This window comes from Terrisporobacter hibernicus (assembly GCF_020809405.1).
GTDB classification, from domain to species: Bacteria; Bacillota; Clostridia; order Peptostreptococcales; family Peptostreptococcaceae; genus Terrisporobacter; species Terrisporobacter petrolearius.
Window position 1 is genome coordinate 849,637 of record NZ_CP081135.1, and the last position, 18,560, is coordinate 868,196.

Below are 18,560 nucleotides of genomic sequence, written 5' to 3' on the forward strand. Positions count from 1 at the left end.
GTTTTTATAATTTATATAATACGGCAATTAATTTTCTTTATTTAGTCCTAAACTTGTTTTTGTTATAATTCAAATTATTTTTTTACTAAAAGAGAGCCTCCTAGGGCTCTCCTCTTTCTTATGCTGTAGGTATTTCTTGGTAACTACTTATTACTTTGTTAACTATTCCATACTCCACTGCTTCTTCACAATTTAACCAATAGTTTCTATCTGTATCATTTTTAACTTTTTCTAATGGTTGATTTGTAGCATTACTTATTATTTTATTTATTCTTTCACGAACTCTAGCAATCTCTAAAGCTTCTATATGAAGATCTGTTGCTTGCCCTCTGCATTGACCAAGGGGTTGATGTATCATATATCTTGTATTTGGTAGAGAATATCTGTTTTCTTTGTCAGCAGCAAGATATATTGTTATTCCAGCACTAGCTACCCATCCTGTACCTATAACTATAACCTTTGGTTTTACAAATTTGATCATATCATGGATAGTATCTCCAGCTTCCACATGTCCGCCTTGACTGTTTATGAATATTTTTATAGGTTCATCACCCATTTCTTGTAATATTAATAATTGAGTAGCTACTTTTTCTGCTAATTCTTGGTTTATCTCCCCTGAAATAAATATTGTTCTAGATTTTAATAATTTTTCCATTACCACATTAGATGTGTCTTTCCCTTTTTCCTCTTTCTCCCCTAAATAAATCATTTACTTTCTCCTTTTATACCTTATTTAATATAAACTATTCTAAAGATTATTGTTAATTTGTCCCTTATTAAACATTATATATCTATCTTATTTTCCTTACAACTTTCCATTTATTAAATTTTCTATTTTTATTAATTTATTTTCACTTAAGGATTTTAGATATTCTACATACAACTCTTCCCATTCATAATTTATGTCTAACTTCTTAGAAAGAGTTTTTATTATATCTAATTTTTCCATTCTATATTCTCCATAAAATATAAATTTTCCTAAGATACTTAGCTCTAAATTGGTTAAGGACATGAATAATAACAAATATTCATCATCAAATATACAATTACTTTTTAACATATCTATATAATCTTTTATTGAATTTATTTTCTTATTTATTATATTTATCTTTTCATAAATATTATCACTTTCCAAAATTTCTTCTATTATTACTCTAAACGCCTCATCATCTAATCTACTTTCTTCATCAATAACTAACTGACTTTCATTATTTTTAATTTCATCTGTTACAACTAAAAGATTTATTAGATTATCTCTTCTTAATGCATCTAATGTAAGATTTATTAGATTATCTTCATATTTTTTTAAATAAACTTTCTCATATTCTCCAATATTATAATCTTTAATTATTTTGTCTATAGATAAGCTAACCAGGGCTTTTACTTCATTTTCATTTGAAATTTTTAATCTATTGTTTAATTTTTCATAATCCTTTTTACTTATTTCCAAGGAGTTATTATTGCAAAGTACAGAAAAAACCTTATTATTAATTGTCATTTCAAAAATATTAATAAGCAAATCTTTATAATCTATTTTATAAGTATCTCCATAAGATTTTAGCATTTTATGAATATCATCATTATTGAATTTGTTGCAGATTTCATTTTCCAAATATAGATTCCATAAATAATTTTTTATATAGTAAAGTCCTGCCACATTCCAGTCGTCAAATGCTAAAGGATAATCTATGTCTGCCACACTTTCATCTGGTTCAAATTCTGAATTATAATACTTAAAAAAATCAGAAATTCCAGACAAAGTATCTTTATAAGCTCTTAAATCAGTGTAAATTTGATTTTTCAATGTTTCTTCATATAAGTTTTTAGTATGTGTAAAGTCTTCTTTTAATTTTATTTTTCCTTTTTCATAAATATATGAAACTTCTTCATTCTTTAAAATATTTATAGCTAAATTAGTATTTTCCAAAGTATTCATATATGCATCTATTGTATACCATATCCCAATTATAAGTTTTTCCCCTTTTTCCACTGTAACTGAGCTACTTTCCCCTTTTGTATATCTCAATATTATATCTTTCAATATTTCTCCTATTTTGTTTTGTACATTATATAAAAAAAACTTAGGCAGTATGTCACACCTTACGCATTCATTTATAAGAGAAATAGTATATTGATATTTTGAAAGATTACTAGAGTTAAAGTCTTTACTAATAAATTTTAAATTATTCATCCTCACTTATCCTTCCTAATTTATATTCTAATGCAAATTTTTCAGATAAGTTTTGTATATTTTCAATTCTTCCACTAGTTTTTTCATAAAATTCAACTATAATATCTATAATTTCATTATCACTTATCTCATCTAAAGTTTCATTTTTTAAATAGTAAAAAATATCTTGTAAATCATTAATTATTTCTACATAATCATCTTTATCTGTATATTGAGATGTATAGATTTTATTTATTAGTTTTTTAGTTACATCCATATTCAAATCTATTCTTCCATAATTTTTTAAGCTGTAACCTCTTGATTTAATAATTTCTTCCACATCTTGTGGAGTTAAAATTAATCCATAGACTGATGATTCATCATTGATTTTTAATAGTTCGTTTTTTGCTACAATAATAGATTTATTTTGTATAGAACTTAAAATAATATTTTTTGTCAATTTTCCCATCTCCTTTTTTAAAACACCCTTGACTTTTTGTATTTTTTATGATATAATTAAATTAGTATGTGTTTTATAACTTTTAAAATCTAACTTTTAGTATATTCCAATTATCTATAGTTGTCAACAAAATAGATGCAGTTTAGCTGCTCTTTTTTTATGCACAAAAAAAGACAAGATTATAATTACTTGCCTTTAATTTTCTATTTTTATTAATTTATCACTACTGTTGTAGTATCCAAAACATTGTCGTATATCCAATGTGCATTTTCTATAGCTAACCTAATACAACCATGACTTAGCGCTTCACCTAAAGTAGCATCTATTATTTCTGTTCCCTCAGCATTGAAAAGAATAGAGTGATAATAGTAACTTCCTTTTATTCTTGTAGCATATTTTACTCTATAAGTATCTGATCCAAAATAGGGCTTTCTACCATTTATATAAAATGTACCTGTAATTGTTGGTGTACTAGGCTTACCTACAGTGCAGCTCCATTTATAAAATAACTCCCACTTATTATTTTTACCTTTTTCAAATACATAGGTTAATCTGTTTTTTATATTTGTAGTAATTAAATTTACAGTCTGACTTTTAATATTGTTGTCATTTACAAATTTAACCATATCTGTATCAAAGTAAGTAAAGTCATATTCACCTGGTTTCATACCATCATTGCTCAAAAACACATTAAATATATACCCTTCCTTATCTTCATAAATAACCTTACTCCAATCTCCATTCACATCTAAAACTTGTACCCTGGATTTTGCTGGAACCATAGTTACTGGATTTGATGCTGAGTCTGGGTAAGATCTTAATTCTGTATCAGTCCAAGTATATTGTGTTTTTGACAAGTACTCATTATATACAAATCCTCTTAAATTATTATAAATCACTTCATACCAATCTTCTTCTGCATCCATAACATTAACTTTAGATCCTGCTGGTATTACTGTAATAATATTAGCCTTTGTTGACTTACCGTCTCTCAAATTTAAATTAGCAAGAGTATATTTTACGTTGTCATTTGAACTTTGTTGTCTTTTATATCTGCCCATGTTACCACCCCCATAAAAAATATTTTATAATATTTTATGAGAGTAAATCCACATTAGTTCATCATTTATATTTATATATAAAAATACTAGTATCATATGCTTTTAAGTATTTTCACTATAATATTTAATGGCCTGGTATTAGTATTAATATCAGGCCACCTTAGTTATTTACTATTTAATCTTTTCATATTTCTTCTCATATTATGTGTATTATCTTTTACAGTTTCTTTTAATTTTTCTCCCTTTTCCTTACTAATAACTTTTTCACTTACCATCTTGTCTATTTTTTCACATTGAGTCTTATAAATTCTTTCTTTAATCTCTGCTTCTTTAGACTCTCTATCTTTTGTCATATAAGAATTAATATTTTTCACATCTTCTTCTGTTAGGTTCCCACTTTCTTTTAAGTCATTTGCACTTTCTTTTAGCAGACCTCCTCCAACTATTGGACAAGGGTATTTAGGGCAATAGCTGTCATCAACATATGTAGATGAAGTCATTTCATTTTCCAGTGCATTAACTTTTATAACACCTCCACACAATGTTCCAAATATTAGGGCTAATGAAATTATAACTAAACCCACTGATTTATTAGTTCTTTTCATATTTTACCTCCTTTAGTTTAAAAAACATTTTGATTAACTTTACTTTTCCCAAAAACCTTAATTAAACCTTAAGAAAACAAAAATTCGCTTCGCTCATATCGCCAACGAGATGCCTTCGCTACCGCTTCAGGCAACTCCGTTGCTCAAAATTCCCTTCGCTAAAAAGGCCTACATTTTAAAATTAATGTAGGCCTTTCTAATTTATAATATATTTATCTGCCACCAGTTAGTAACATATATATCTTTTTCATATATTTTCTCATAAATATGGCCACACAAGCACATATTGTTATTGTTATTATCGGTGCTACAAAGAAAATAATCAAGCTGCTCGTTGAGCTTACTGGCATTACTTTAAACCACACTTTTTTAATAATTGATTGTAGTGGAATATGGAAGAAGTAAATAAATATTCCGTATTTAGCTAACTTCATTTCTTTTCCTAAGTCAAACTTCTTCTTAAATCTCTCTCCTATTACGTCATAAACAAACCATGCAAAAGGTACACCACATAATATTATTATGTTTTCAACAAGTAATAGTACATATTCGTAATTTGGTATTTGAGGCATATATATTAGAATAGTTTTTAGTATTATAGCTAATATATAACCTAATCCAAATAAATATCCCTTATCCTTATATTTATTAAAGTATATATCAAAGTCTCCAATTGCAAAACATGCACCTATTGCAAACATTAATATAGGATAATAAATAACATCAAAGAACCAAAATACTGTAATAACTAACAATGCTTTACCTTTTAGTTTATCTATTACATAGTAAATTATTGGTGAAATCACTACATTTATCATTAGGGCTCTAATATACCAAAATTGATATGGCAAAGGATAAATATAAGTATTTTTAAATAATTCTACTGCATTATAATCAGCTATTATTCTATCTGAGAACATGGATCTACCAAAGGCAGTAAGTTCTACTAAATATAATATTATTAGCCATCCTGTACACCATATAAAATAAGGTATAAATAAACTTTTAAATCTTTTTTTGTATTTTGATAAAAAAGCCTCTGTTGATGGTTTAAATTTATAAAAGAACAGGTATCCTGATATTACAAAGAACATAGGTACAGCTATTCTTACAATTCCTTGTCCTATAAAGTTTTGTACTAATGTATTTACATTGAATACAGATGCATCTTCTAAGTTGTTTGAATGAAGAACAACAACAAAGAAAGTCATAATTAAAGACATATTTTTAATTTTATTACTAAGGTATTTGTCCATAAGTTCCCCTCTTTCTGCATATTTTACTTTTTTCGCTAAATTTCTAATAGTCTACACTTTAAAATACCATAATTTTTTGCATTTATCAATAAAACAAATGTGACATTTATGTTATATTTCAAAATAATTCATTTCATTTCTCGAAAATGTTTTCCTTTTTAAATTAAATTTTCCAAAATAAAAAAAGTTGTACTATTTATTTTATAGACAACTTTTTTTTATCTTATTCTTATCATGTTTATATTGTATTTTATATTATATTATATTATATTATATTCACATTCTTTAAATATTTAATGAAATCGTCAACATTTGTTTTTGCTTCATTCAACTCTAGGCTATATTTATCCATCACTTTAGAAACGATTTCATCCTCATTTTTTGAACTTTCAAGATTATTCCAAATAAAACTTCCTATATTATTAACCTTTATTATTCCCTTAAAAGATAGAGCTGTTTCCCCTATTGGAACTAAGGTATTTTCTCCACAAATATTTCTCATACAAAATTCTTTTTTTATTTTCATAACTACTTCCCCCTTAAGTTTACTATTCATATTAAAATAGCAACTTTGTTAAAAATATGTTTATATTCTTTAAATAATATATTAATTTTGCACTCATGTCAATGAAAATAAAAAAACATTTTCCACACCATAAAATTTATTATTTTAAGCTATTAATTTACTTTTCTTAAAATCATATAAAAAGTTAAATAAACATAGAAAATCACTTTAATTAACATTGGTCAAAAATGCCACTCCTCCATTTTCAAAAAGTTAGAATATTTAAAATATTTTTGTTTAAATTATATATATGCTAAAGAAGGAGGTAAATATACTATGTACATTTTAGAAACTTTTGTGCAAAATTTGTGCGGTGAATTTAATAACGATGAACAAATCAAAAGACAAGGAGAAAGTGGAAGAATAATTCACCCCCAGGCTTGCCACATAAACGGAATATGTAACCATAAAATTAAAGATTTGCCTAAGAACTTTAATGGTTATTTTGTAATAGAAGAGAGTTATTATGAGCAAAAGGGTAGCAAAAATTTCCTGCCACATTTATTTCTATTTACTCTAGACAAAAACAATAAAGTAGTTTTAGAGTCCTACGAAATTCCAAAATCAATCTCCCCTGAAAATTTTAGAAATAACAATCAAAATTTAAAAATGGATTATAAAAAATTAAAAAAATCAGAAAAATTCACCCCTATGATATATGATGAAGAAAACGGAGTATTCACTGGTGAAAGTGTTAGTATGTTCTCTCCTGTTACAAAATTTATTTTAAAAGAAAGAGTGGAAGATGATATATTGTATGTAAGTGAAGTATTTTACGAAGATAACAAAAAAACCTTTGGATTTGAAGATCCTATAATTTATAAAAGGGCTGGTAATTTATGAATTACCAGCCCTTTTTAAACATATTACATATAATTATGCAACTTTATTTGTATTATTTTTATTTTTAATATGCTTCTTTTCATATCTAGCATATAATAAATACCCTACTACAGAGAATAGTAATGGTCCACCTACCATTGTAAGTGTTTTAACTAAACCATCTGGACTAGTTATTACTGGCTCTATTATTGTAAATACATTTGCAAATCCTATTATAGCTGTTACAATTGTTGCTGCAGCTATAGCTAAACCATAAGATTTATAAACAACAAATGGCTTTTCTAATTCCCCATTTAATTGCTTTTTCTTAAATTTAGGGAATGCTGATGATAAGAACATATATGGTATAGTCATTGCTACGTTAGTCATTAATGTAAGAAGAGCAACGAATTCTTTTGCGTCATCTCCACCAAATGCAACTATTAATATCATAACTATTACTATTATAGCTTGTACTATCATAGCGTTTATTGGCATTCCATTTTTTATTTCTCCAAGTTTCCCAGGCCATACTTCCTTTGGAGAACCTTGGATAAGAGTTTTAAGTGGTGAATAAGTTAATGTGAAGAAAGCTCCTGTTAAAGCTAAGAACATTGAAAGACCAACAAATCTTGCTGTCCATGCTCCTACTGTTAATGCAGCTGCTTGAGAAAGACCCATTCCCACACCTATTTTAAATCCTAAGTTACTCATTAATATGTAAGTAACATTAGCTAAGTTTACGTTACTTCCACTCATTACTTCTGACCAGTTAGCAAACATACCACATGCGAATATTCCTAATGCATATCCTAAAGATATTACTACTGCTGATATAGCTAAACCTTTTGGGAAAGTTTTTTCAGCATTTTCTGTTTGGTCAACTAATCCTCCAAGAACTTCTAATCCACCAAATGCAAAAACTGCAAATGTTAAGAATGATAATATTGCTATTGGACTTGAATACTCTGGATTTGGTGAAGTTGTAAATGCTTGAGCCACATTATTTATAGGCTCTGCTAAACCACCATTCATTAAAACTACTACAATACCTCCACCTAATAATACTATGTTAAGTATTGTTACAGCAGTTCCTCCTACAGAAGTTATTTTACTTATTTTTTCTACACCTTTTGTAGCTATAAAAGTAACAACAACTATCCAAATTGCTGCTAATATTCCTAGTGTTTGTACTGATCCTAGACCAAATAAGCTCCAGCTACCAGTCATATCTGTACCAAATATCGCGTTTGATAATGGTATCCATATAGTTGATGAAACGTTTACCATCCAAATCATATATGAAGCATACCACATAAAAGTACATATAAATGCATATTTACCACCAACTGATTTTTCCATCCATGAGTACATTCCACCACTTTCTTTCTTGAAAGCTGAACCATACTCTGCCATCATAAAAGCATATGGAATGAAGAATAGTACTGCACTTATTACATACCATGGTATCGCTGAATAACCCATTAAGAAAAATGCCTTAGGCATATTAGCAAATCCAAATACCGATGTAAATATCATAAGCACAAGAGGTACTAATGTAAGTTTTTTTGTTTCTTTTGACATAATTTTTCCTCCTTATAATTCCCATCATTTACTACAAGTTAAACTTTTTTATGTAAATTTTGAGTTCACGGAGTAACAACCTTTTTTGTTACCCAAAATTGTCACAACCTATAATACCACTATTAATTTCATTTTTCAATAATATTTTCTATTTTATTATACTTGCGTAAATATCCAGAATTATCTTTCTAATTCTGACAATTCTTGTCGATTGTATAAGATAAATTTCACAAAAAAAAGAATGGTGTAACACATACATCATTCTTAATTTCTATATAGGACATGGCTTACTATAGTAATACCCCTGCACATATATTTTGTCATTATCAAAGCTTTTTATAAGATTAATCTGTTCTTCAGTTTCTACACCTTCCACAACCAATACACTGTCAGATCGTTTTGATACTGCGGATAAAAACTTTATAACTTCTTCCTTCAGATATTTCTTAGACATAGTATATATAAAATAACTATCTAATTTGATAATATCAAATTCAATCTTACCAAGTAAATCTAAATTAGAATGTTCCATACCAAAATCATCTATTGCTATTAAATAGCCTATATCTTTTAATTTTTTTATACTTGCAGACAGTTTACTAATACTTTCTGATTTTACTCTTTCTATAATTTCAAAACACATTGAATTTCTTGATAGATTATATTTTTCCATTAGTCCAATAGATTTTTTAATAAATTCATCATTAATAAGTTCATCAACTGAAATATTTACGGAGATATACTTACCACTATCTAAACTATATTTGTCATGGATTTTTTTATAATCTTTCATTGCATTTTCTAAAACCCATAATGATAATTCATACAACATATTATTTGATTCCACTTCCTGTAAAAACTCTTTTGGCGATAATATGTTACCATTTTTATCTTTTTGCCTTATCAACGCTTCAAAACCTACGATCTCTTCAATATTAGGGTCAAATATTGACTGATAATAAAGTATATATCTATTATTTTTAATTCTATATTTTATTTTTCTTTGTATATTTATTGATCTTATTTTTCTAATATTCGTTAAGATAAGCATTATGGATACAATAAGTATAGTTGATTTGATATGCATAGATATCTTCCTATTATTTTTTAATTTAAAATATTTATCATAAGATTTTTGAAAACCCCTTAAAATATCTTCTTTATTATTTTCTACAACTTCATTAATATGAACAATAATATCTTTATTTCCTTTACTAGCTCCTATGTATACAGGTCCTGTAGAAAACTCATATACTAATTTGCCATAATTTTGTTTATTTATTGGTTGTATAGAAAGATCAACATCACTTTTTTTAAAGGAACTTATCAAATCTGCCTGTTCATAAAATTCAATAGTATTTAGCTTAATATTTCTATATTCAAATAAATTTTTAATGAACTGTCCATTATTTCCATTTTTAACTATTCCTAATTTTAAATCCCCCATATTTTCCAAATCTGCATACATGATGTTACTATCATTAGAAAATATTCCATATCGCTCAACACCTATAGAATTATCTGAGTACACAATTTTATCCATTCTATCTTCAGTTTTATTTAAACCAACAACAATATCCACTTTTCCACATTCTAACTTTTCCATTGTTTTTGCAAATGAGGAAATTTCATATTCATATGTATATTCATCATATTTATTTATTATTTTAATTACATCATCATAATATCCATTTACTTTTTGATTTTTATTAATATAATAACAAGGTTCATACTCATAGACTCCAACTTTTATAATTTTTGAGTCCTTTTTATCATTTAAATTATTACATCTATTATAAAAATAAATTCCTATTAATATGAATATAATACCTATTAGTATTATTGACTTATAAGATGTTTTCACCTAAAAGTTTTCCCCTCCTCCCATAAATCTTTCTTTATCTACACTTAAAGTATAATATTTATTAATTGTTTATCATAGTATTAATAATATTTTTTTATATGTTTATAATTTAAAATACAAAATTTTCTCATTTTTCTGTATTATAGTAAAGTCTTACAAGTATCTATATATTTAGTTTTTTAATATAAAAAAAGATAGAGTTATCACTCTATCTTTTTTGTTATATATGTTATTTATTATCTAACTAATTTATATTATGTCTGCTGCTTCCAATTGTTCCAAAAAGTCCCCCAAATCTTTTTTGGCGTCTGATTTTTTAACCATATATGTGTTAGTAATTAAGGAAAGTATATCCTCTTCACTTTTGCATTCTTCTAAATTTTTCCAAACCAAGGCTTCAACTTCATTCAAACTAATTAGTCCATTGTAACCTCTTTGTGATGTGTTTTTGGGCATAAGAATATATTCTCCACCCATTTTACGCAGATTGAAATCTTTTTTAACTTCCATGATTCCTCCCCCTTGTTTTAAAATTTTCATCATTTTAGTATATGCTAACCTACTAAATATAAACCAAGATGAAAAATTACCATCACTTAAATTTTACTTTAGTATTCCTTTAATGTCAACAATTGGACATGGATTTTCTAATGAATTGCTTTACAAAATAAAGTAATACTTTTCAAATTATTTATTTATATTTGCTATTTATTGGTTATTTTTATAACAATATAAAGAAAGTAGTCGTATTTTGCGACTACTTTTAATTAATTTATAATATTATTCTTTTACTGATTCAACTTTTAAAATTTCACAATTTTCATTGGAAAAGTGTATAGTATTAGAACTTACACTTTTTCCGCTTTCAACATTTTCAAATTTAGCACGATAAGTAATTCCGCCCAAATAACATCCACCTGGAGAAATAGTTTTGTAATATACATAAACTGTATTTAAGTTTTCACCACTTAAGTTTTCCACTGTGATTTTTTTATTTTCAGTAGTTAAAGCTACTTGAGACTCCATAGTAGGTAACTCATCTATCATATTGTTTTTCGAACTCATGTATATATATTTATCATCTGGATTAAATTCTATCTTACCACTTGATTCCATTGCAAGTGTACATACTCCTGGTTTTAAGTTTGTAATTTTAAATTTTATAGTACTAGTTTTACCCATTATTTTCATATTGATTTCACCATAATCTATAACTTCTTTAGATGTATTTTTTACTATTATGGCTAAAACATTTTCCTTATCAGTATCACTACCATCTTCAACAAACTTACCAGAATATTGTCCTATACTTAGGATTTCCATATTTTTATTAGGAATAGAATATGGAAGATTAATTCCTCCCACAGTTATAGTTTCACTATTTTCTTGTTCAAAGTTATTATTTGTATTATCCTGGCTTACTAAGTCTTCACCAGGGGTATATCCTTCTATTTTATTAATATCAATTTTATCTAAATCAACTATTAGTTTTTCCCCTTTAGTAGTTTCCTCTGTTTTTTCTTCAGTTTTCACATTTGTTTTCTCAGCTGCCTTATCTTTTTCCACATAGTAACCTATGATGCCTAAACCTATTAGACATATTAAGATAACAGATATTATAATCATTAATACCTTCTTCATTTAATATACCCTCTCCTTATTTACCTTCTGTTCTAATAATCCTTTTCATTATATTATTAATTTTAAAAATATAATTCCTAATCGGTCTAAAAAACTGCCATATTTTTATTATACTTTTATATTTCCAGTTGTCACAGGAAATTTCTCTATTATCCCTTATAATTTTAGAGCAAACTCCTATAACTTGATCATTTTTTACAACTTCTAACCACTGTTGTGCATCTCCATTCATAACAAATGTGTTGTCATCTATTATTTTATATACTCTATGAAGAACAAATTGTCCTGTGTTCCTTCTTATAAATACAATTTCACCTTTTTCAATAGGTCTATTTCTTGACGATGTTAATATTACACTGTCACGAAGGTGTTTTAATATAGGTATCATAGAATATCCTGTCACTCTTAGTTTACACTGTCCCCCATTTTTTATTATTTCTTCCATAATAGGTACTATTTCTTTGCCATCTTTGCAAGTATGTACATAGTTATCCATTATATTCCCCTTATTTTACATATAATAATTTTATTGTATCTTATATTAGTAAGTTTTTCAAACAAAATAATCAACTTACTTCTTATATTTTAAGCTCTTATCTTATGGTACAAATAAAATAGCTAATCTATATTAAATTACTATATAAATATGTATAGTTTTTACGTTATAGTGTGTAAATTTACAATATTTGTTATAATATAATTATGAATTTTGATTAAATGAAAAACGGAGGGGATTTTTTGACGGGAAAAAACAAAAAATTTAAATTTACAAAAGTGGTAATTATATTATTAGCATTATTAATAACTATTCCATTATTCACTTTTTATCATTTCTATAGTAAGTTAAATACTACAAGTACTAAAGTTGAAGATGCTTATAAGTCAAAGTATGAAACTGTAGATGGTGTAACAAACATATTATTATTAGGTACTGATGGTAGGGAGAAAGAGCTTGCTTATCGTTCTGACTGTATGATGATTGCCACTATTGATGCTAACAACAAAAATATTAAACTAACATCTCTGGCTCGTGATACTTATGTTGATATTCCAGGTAAAGGGAAAGGAAAATTAAATGCAGCTTATTTTTGGGGCAAAGAAAAGTTGCTATTCCAAACTATAGAGGAAAATTTCCAAATAAAATTAGATAAATTTATTCAAGTTGATTTTGATAATTTAATGAATATTGTATTTTTATTAGGTGGAGTAGAAGTAGACGTTAAACAACATGAAGTTGATATAACTAACAAATATATAGTTCCTTCATATGATCAATGTACTTATGCTAATAAGGGTGAAATGAAACTTATAACTCATACAGGAAAACAAGTACTGAATGGTTATCAAGCTATTGCTTATACTAGAGTAAGAATTACTGACAGTGCTATAAATAGAGATGAGAGACAAAGACAAGTTATGTTATCAATTATAGATACTATGAAAGAGAAAGAATTTAGCCAGTATCCTAATTTATTAAATACATTACTTCCATATGTATCTACAAATCTTACACCAAAAGATTTAATAGATATAGCATTTACAGCATATAACTTTAAACCTTTGACTATAAAACAAGGACAGTTCCCAGTAATTGATGAGGTTCACGTAAAAGGTGGTAAGTACAAAAACGCTGGTTGGGTTTGGTTATACGATTTAAACTCAAGAAAAGTTCTACAAGACTTCATAAATAAAGATGTTGATATGGATAAAAACGAATATTTAAAAGATAATAGTAATATACAACTTAATTATTAACTTATAACAAAAATACTGTAGTAAAGATTTAATTTCTTATACTACAGTATTTTTTATATTCTACATTTTAGTCATAGAACTACCTGATAAAGTGGTTCTATATATAGAGTGACTAAGTCCATTATATTGATCAAATGCTATTGTTCCAAAATACATCCTGCTATTTGCAATATTAATTACATGATGCCATTGATTTTCACTTGCTTTTTTTATAGTTTTTCTACTACTTCCATCTAAGTTCATTGAACATATGCTGTCATTTGTATTAATATAATACATCTTATCATTGTATAAATTTATACTTGTTGTAAAATATTTTGATAAAAGTTTGTTATTTTTCCCAGTTGAAGACACCTTATACACTTGACATGTATCGTCATTTTCATTATAAGGATCTTTGTCATTATATACTGTGTAATAAATGTTTCCTTTATAGTAAACCATATCATCTATGTATGATTCTTCTTTTGTGCCGGATTCATATTTATAAACAGTTGTTCTTGTTTTAGTTTTTGTGTTTATTTTGTATACCATAGAATTATTAGATCCCGTTGCTACTATATAGATATAGTCTCCAGATAATGACATATCATCTATATATCTAGTTGTTGTAGTATATAAAGTTGAAACAGTTTTTTTAGTTGATAAGTTGTAACGACATAAAGACGCTACTTCATCATTACTACTATTTATACTTTCTTTCACATAGTATAAATAATTATCCTTTACTATAATTGAATTGTATCCATAATTGCTTATTAATTTTGTTTTTCCAGTACCGTCAGTTTTAACTCTATAAATACCATAACTCTTACCAGAGTCATATACTCCTACATAATACATATAATTTCCAACTACATTTATGTATGGTTCTTCTGCTGCATTATTTACTATTTGTTTTTTTGTGCTTCCATTTTTATAAGTTCTATAAATATAGTAATAATTTGCACCTTTAGTTTCTTTATATGTTTTACTACTTCTTATATAAGAGTAGCTTCCATTTGCAACAGCATACCCTCCATTGCTAATATTTGAATTACTGTTACCATATACCGAGGCACCCTCAACACTTTTGGTAAAGCCACAGGTAATTACTACACCTACTATTAATATAGTAGATAAAAACTTTTTTAATTTACTCATATATATCCTCCACTCTTTCTCAAACTAATATTAATATACTTTAAAATTTCATTATTCTCCATATTTTTTTATAACTGTAATTATTTTGTAAATTATTTAACTTGACAAATTTCGACTGATTTTATAGAATATTTTGTGGAACTCATATAAATTTAATAGTGCTTATCAAGAGAGGTGGAGGGACTGGCCCTACGAAACCCAGCAACCGGTCTTAGGACAAAGGTGCTAATTCCTACAGAAGAATTCTGGAAGATAAGATTAGGCATATAATCTCTTTCTTATCAGAAAGAGATTTTTTCATGTATTTTTCTATAAAAGTTCATTAATAAATTATAAATATAAAGAAATGAATGGAGAAAAAAGAGTAATATGATCAAAATAGATACAAAAACAATAGTAACAATCGGTGTTGCTGCTGCTCTTTATGGAGCCTTAGGATTTGTGGGAATACCCATAGGACCTAACACACAATTAAAACCTGCCATAGCTTTACTTGCTATATTCTCTGCTCTATTTGGTCCATTAGTTGGATTTTCCATGGGATTTTTAGGACATATGTTAACTGATATGATTGCCGGATGGGGAATCTGGTGGGGCTGGGTTGCAAGCTCTGGTATTATGGGTCTTTTTATGGGACTAGTTTTCAAATGCAAGAAGTTTAGTATAAAAGATGGATTATGCAACAAGTTCCATGTTTCATATCTTGTAATTACAGGTATAATCGGTATTATTTTAGCATTTATATTTGCTGCAGGTTTTGATGTAGTTGTTATGGGAGAACCTTTAGACAAAATGAAAATTCAAGCAGTTCTTGCCATATTTACAAATGCAATAGTATTTTTAGGCGTTGGTGTTCCAACTATATTAGGTTTTATTAAGGCAAATAAAAAAAATAGTTGTTTAAAGATTGAGGACTAAAGTCTCAATCTTTAAACAACTATGGCGCCAACGAGATGCCCTCGTTACCACTTTGGGCAACGACCTTGCTTAAAATAGCGAAAGGAGAATTATATGATAAGTTTTAAAAACTTTAGTTTTAAATATAATAATGTAGTTGATAAAACTTTAAAGGATATAAATATTACTATAAATAAAGGTGAAAAAGTCTTGATTGTAGGGCCCAGTGGTTCTGGAAAATCTACTCTTTCTCATTGTTTAAACGGGCTTATTCCTTTTTCATACAATGGTGAAATGGAAGGTTCAATCCAAATAGACAATATTAAACCTTATGAAGAAAGTTTATCAGATATAAGCAAAAAAATCGGTACAATCATGCAAGACCAAGACTCTCAGTTTGTAGGTCTTTGTGTTGGTGAAGATGTGGCATTCGCTTTTGAAAATGATGCCATACCAGTTAAGGAAATGAAAGTTAAAGTTATAAATGCACTGGAATTAGTAAATATGGTTGATTTTATTAATCAAAGTCCTTACCAGTTATCTGGTGGTCAAAAACAAAGAGTTTCTTTGGCTGGAGTTCTTGGAAGTGATGCAAATGTCTTACTTTTTGACGAGCCTTTAGCAAATCTAGATCCTGCTTCTGGAAAAGAAATTATGCAATTAATAACTGACATTCATAAAAAAACAAATAAAACTATTATAATAGTTGAACATAGAATAGAAGATGTTCTAGAACAGCCTTTTGACAAGGTTATTATTATAGACAAAGGTGAAGTTAAAGCTATTGGTACACCTGATGAAATTTTAAAATCAGATTTATTGGAAAAAAGAGGACTTAGAGAACCTCTTTACGTATCAGCTATGAAATATGCAAATTGCAATTTGGAAAATATAAATAATTTAAGAGACTTTAATAATTTAGATGAAGAATCTAAGGAAAATATAAATAATTGGTTTATAAATAACTATAATAGTACTTCTATAAATAACAATAATAATGAAGAAAAAATCCTTGAGGTAAATAATTTAACTTTTTCTCATAACAAAGATAAGAATACTTTAGAAGACATTTCCTTTTCTCTTAAGAAAGGTGAGATATTAGCTGTTCTTGGGAATAACGGTGCAGGAAAATCAACTTTATGTAGACTTATAACAGGAATTTTAAAATACAAAGAAGGCAGTATATGTTTAAATAATGAATGTATAGACTCTTGGAGTATAAAGAAAAGAGGCTCTTCTATAGGATATGTCATGCAAAACCCAAATCAAATGATATCTCAACATATGATAAAAGATGAAGTTGGACTAGGATTAAAATGTAGAGGATATTCTAAGGAAGAGATTGATACAAAGGTTGAAGAAGTGTTAAAAATATGTGGCTTATATCCTTATAGAAATTGGCCTGTGACAGCTCTTAGCTATGGCCAAAAGAAAAGGGTAACTATAGCTTCCATATTGGCAATAAATCCAGATGTTATAATTCTTGACGAACCAACTGCTGGACAAGACCACAAACACTACACAGAATTTATGGAATTTGTAAAATCATTGGCAAAGAAAGGAATTTCCATAATCCTTATAACTCACGATATGCAGTTAACTCTAGAATATTGTGACAGAGCCATAGTACTATCTAATGGTAAAAAAATAGCAGATAATAAGCCATCATACATTTTAACTGATGAAAATATTATAAAACAAGGAAACTTAAAAGAAACCTCCTTATCAACTTTGGCAAAAGCTATTGATGTGAAAAATACAAATGATTTTGTACAATTCTTTATAGATTATGAAAGACAGGTGAAAAACAATGAGTAGAGCCCAAACTCTTTATATTGAGGGTGACTCTATTTTCCATAAATTAAGTGGTGTAAGTAAAATACTATTATTTCTTACATGGACAATTATAACAGTAATGTTTCTTGATATAAGAGTATTTCTAGCTATGGCGCTAATTAGTGCTGTAATGCTTTATTTTTCAAAAATACCATCAAAAACATTAAAACCACTGCTATGGATAATGGTTGTTTTCAATATAATAAATGTGATTTTTATACTACTGATCACCCCACAATATGGAAGTGAATTAGTAGGCACAAATACAGAATTAATCAACATAGGATATTCATATATAAACAAAGAAACTCTATTCTATGTTTTGACTATATCACTAAAATATGCAGTGCTAATGCCTATAACTGCCATCTTTATATTCACAACACATCCAAGTGAATTTGCCAGCAGTCTAAACAAAATAGGTATTCCATACAAAATAGCTTATGCTGTAAATATTGCATTTAGATATATACCCGATGTACAACGTGAGTACAGAGATATTTTAGATGCCCAACAAGCAAGAGGACTAGCTTTTCATAAAGGTGAAGGTAGTATAGGTGAGATTTTGAAAAATTACACTACCATATTTGTTCCTCTAGTTTCTTCTTCTATTAAAAGAATAGAAACTGTTTCAAACGCCATGGAGCTAAGATCTTTTGGTAAGAAAAAGAAAAGAACATGGTATAGTTATAAAGAGTTAAAAGGTATGGACTTTGCTTTTATAATAATTTGCATCCTAGTTCTTGGTTTAGCTGTTTATTTAAAAAACAATGTAGTAACAGGATTTTATTATCCTTTATAAAAAATTCGCTGCGCATAAATAAAACACCCCAGGTCATAAATATGATCTGGGGTATTTTATTTGAGCAACGGATGTATCTGCAGCTGAGCAAAGATATAT

18 protein-coding genes and 1 riboswitch are annotated in these 18,560 nt (G+C 27.4%); of the genes, 5 read left to right on the forward strand and 13 right to left on the reverse strand.

Features of this window, described 5'->3' with window-relative positions; translation table 11 throughout:
* Window positions 1-118: 118 nt before the first annotated feature.
* From JW646_RS04140 to JW646_RS04170, 7 genes are all read right to left on the reverse strand, one after another.
* Window positions 119-709: an ATP-dependent Clp protease proteolytic subunit gene (locus tag JW646_RS04140; RefSeq protein ID WP_228416689.1), complete on the reverse strand. Its 591-nt coding sequence runs from the start codon at window positions 707-709 to the stop codon at window positions 119-121.
* A gap of 96 nt (window positions 710-805) precedes the next feature.
* Entirely contained in the window at window positions 806-2,191 is a 1,386-nt protein-coding gene (locus tag JW646_RS04145; protein WP_228416690.1) for a DUF6179 domain-containing protein, read from the reverse strand.
* Window positions 2,184-2,639 (reverse strand): DUF6323 family protein, encoded by a 456-nt coding sequence (locus tag JW646_RS04150; RefSeq protein ID WP_228416691.1) that lies wholly within the window; start codon window positions 2,637-2,639, stop codon window positions 2,184-2,186. The genes JW646_RS04145 and JW646_RS04150 overlap by 8 nt, the downstream gene beginning before the upstream one ends.
* A gap of 203 nt (window positions 2,640-2,842) precedes the next feature.
* Complete coding sequence (locus JW646_RS04155; protein ID WP_228416692.1) at window positions 2,843-3,691, reverse strand: L,D-transpeptidase family protein; 849 nt, start codon at window positions 3,689-3,691, stop codon at window positions 2,843-2,845.
* A gap of 164 nt (window positions 3,692-3,855) precedes the next feature.
* The gene (locus tag JW646_RS04160; protein ID WP_228416693.1) at window positions 3,856-4,296 is read right to left on the reverse strand and encodes a hypothetical protein; all 441 of its coding nucleotides are present in this window, start codon (window positions 4,294-4,296) and stop codon (window positions 3,856-3,858) included.
* A gap of 212 nt (window positions 4,297-4,508) precedes the next feature.
* The gene (locus JW646_RS04165) at window positions 4,509-5,552 is read right to left on the reverse strand and encodes an acyltransferase family protein (RefSeq protein WP_228416694.1); all 1,044 of its coding nucleotides are present in this window, start codon (window positions 5,550-5,552) and stop codon (window positions 4,509-4,511) included.
* Window positions 5,553-5,817: 265 nt separating this feature from the next.
* Window positions 5,818-6,078 (reverse strand): PqqD family protein, encoded by a 261-nt coding sequence (locus tag JW646_RS04170; protein ID WP_148558035.1) that lies wholly within the window; start codon window positions 6,076-6,078, stop codon window positions 5,818-5,820.
* A gap of 315 nt (window positions 6,079-6,393) precedes the next feature.
* Here JW646_RS04170 and JW646_RS04175 point away from each other — a divergent pair, with 315 nt between their 5' ends.
* Window positions 6,394-6,960, forward strand: a complete 567-nt coding sequence (locus tag JW646_RS04175; protein ID WP_228416695.1) for a hypothetical protein — start codon at window positions 6,394-6,396, stop codon at window positions 6,958-6,960.
* Window positions 6,961-6,993: 33 nt separating this feature from the next.
* On the opposite strand, the gene yjeM is transcribed toward JW646_RS04175, so the two are convergent.
* The 5 genes from yjeM to JW646_RS04200 all read right to left on the reverse strand — a co-directional run bounded on the left by yjeM (window position 6,994) and on the right by JW646_RS04200 (window position 12,524).
* The gene (yjeM, locus tag JW646_RS04180) at window positions 6,994-8,523 is read right to left on the reverse strand and encodes a glutamate/gamma-aminobutyrate family transporter YjeM (protein WP_228416696.1); all 1,530 of its coding nucleotides are present in this window, start codon (window positions 8,521-8,523) and stop codon (window positions 6,994-6,996) included.
* 271 nt (window positions 8,524-8,794) lie between these two features.
* Window positions 8,795-10,387: an EAL domain-containing protein gene (locus JW646_RS04185; protein WP_228416697.1), complete on the reverse strand. Its 1,593-nt coding sequence runs from the start codon at window positions 10,385-10,387 to the stop codon at window positions 8,795-8,797.
* A 249-nt stretch (window positions 10,388-10,636) separates the two neighbouring features.
* Window positions 10,637-10,897 carry a PqqD family protein gene (locus tag JW646_RS04190; RefSeq protein ID WP_074918788.1) on the reverse strand — a complete coding sequence of 87 codons (261 nt, stop codon included), beginning with the start codon at window positions 10,895-10,897 and terminating at the stop codon, window positions 10,637-10,639.
* A 270-nt stretch (window positions 10,898-11,167) separates the two neighbouring features.
* Complete coding sequence (locus JW646_RS04195) at window positions 11,168-12,028, reverse strand: hypothetical protein (RefSeq protein WP_228416698.1); 861 nt, start codon at window positions 12,026-12,028, stop codon at window positions 11,168-11,170.
* Window positions 12,029-12,044: 16 nt separating this feature from the next.
* Entirely contained in the window at window positions 12,045-12,524 is a 480-nt protein-coding gene (locus JW646_RS04200; RefSeq protein ID WP_148558041.1) for a S24/S26 family peptidase, read from the reverse strand.
* A 221-nt stretch (window positions 12,525-12,745) separates the two neighbouring features.
* On the opposite strand from JW646_RS04200, the gene JW646_RS04205 reads away from it, so the two are divergent.
* Window positions 12,746-13,783, forward strand: coding sequence for an LCP family protein (locus JW646_RS04205; protein ID WP_228416699.1), 1,038 nt, complete (start codon window positions 12,746-12,748; stop codon window positions 13,781-13,783).
* Window positions 13,784-13,843: 60 nt separating this feature from the next.
* On the opposite strand, the gene JW646_RS04210 is transcribed toward JW646_RS04205, so the two are convergent.
* Window positions 13,844-14,926 (reverse strand): DUF5050 domain-containing protein, encoded by a 1,083-nt coding sequence (locus JW646_RS04210; protein WP_228416700.1) that lies wholly within the window; start codon window positions 14,924-14,926, stop codon window positions 13,844-13,846.
* Window positions 14,927-15,085: 159 nt separating this feature from the next.
* Window positions 15,086-15,185: riboswitch (SAM riboswitch) on the forward strand.
* Between the two features lie 110 nt (window positions 15,186-15,295).
* On the opposite strand from JW646_RS04210, the gene JW646_RS04215 reads away from it, so the two are divergent.
* The 3 genes from JW646_RS04215 to JW646_RS04225 all read left to right on the forward strand — a co-directional run bounded on the left by JW646_RS04215 (window position 15,296) and on the right by JW646_RS04225 (window position 18,461).
* The gene (locus tag JW646_RS04215) at window positions 15,296-15,844 is read left to right on the forward strand and encodes an ECF-type riboflavin transporter substrate-binding protein (protein ID WP_228416701.1); all 549 of its coding nucleotides are present in this window, start codon (window positions 15,296-15,298) and stop codon (window positions 15,842-15,844) included.
* 93 nt (window positions 15,845-15,937) lie between these two features.
* Window positions 15,938-17,641 (forward strand): ABC transporter ATP-binding protein, encoded by a 1,704-nt coding sequence (locus JW646_RS04220; RefSeq protein WP_228416702.1) that lies wholly within the window; start codon window positions 15,938-15,940, stop codon window positions 17,639-17,641.
* Window positions 17,634-18,461, forward strand: coding sequence for an energy-coupling factor transporter transmembrane component T family protein (locus tag JW646_RS04225; RefSeq protein WP_228416703.1), 828 nt, complete (start codon window positions 17,634-17,636; stop codon window positions 18,459-18,461). Before JW646_RS04220 ends, JW646_RS04225 begins: the two co-directional genes overlap by 8 nt.
* Window positions 18,462-18,560: the final 99 nt, after the last annotated feature.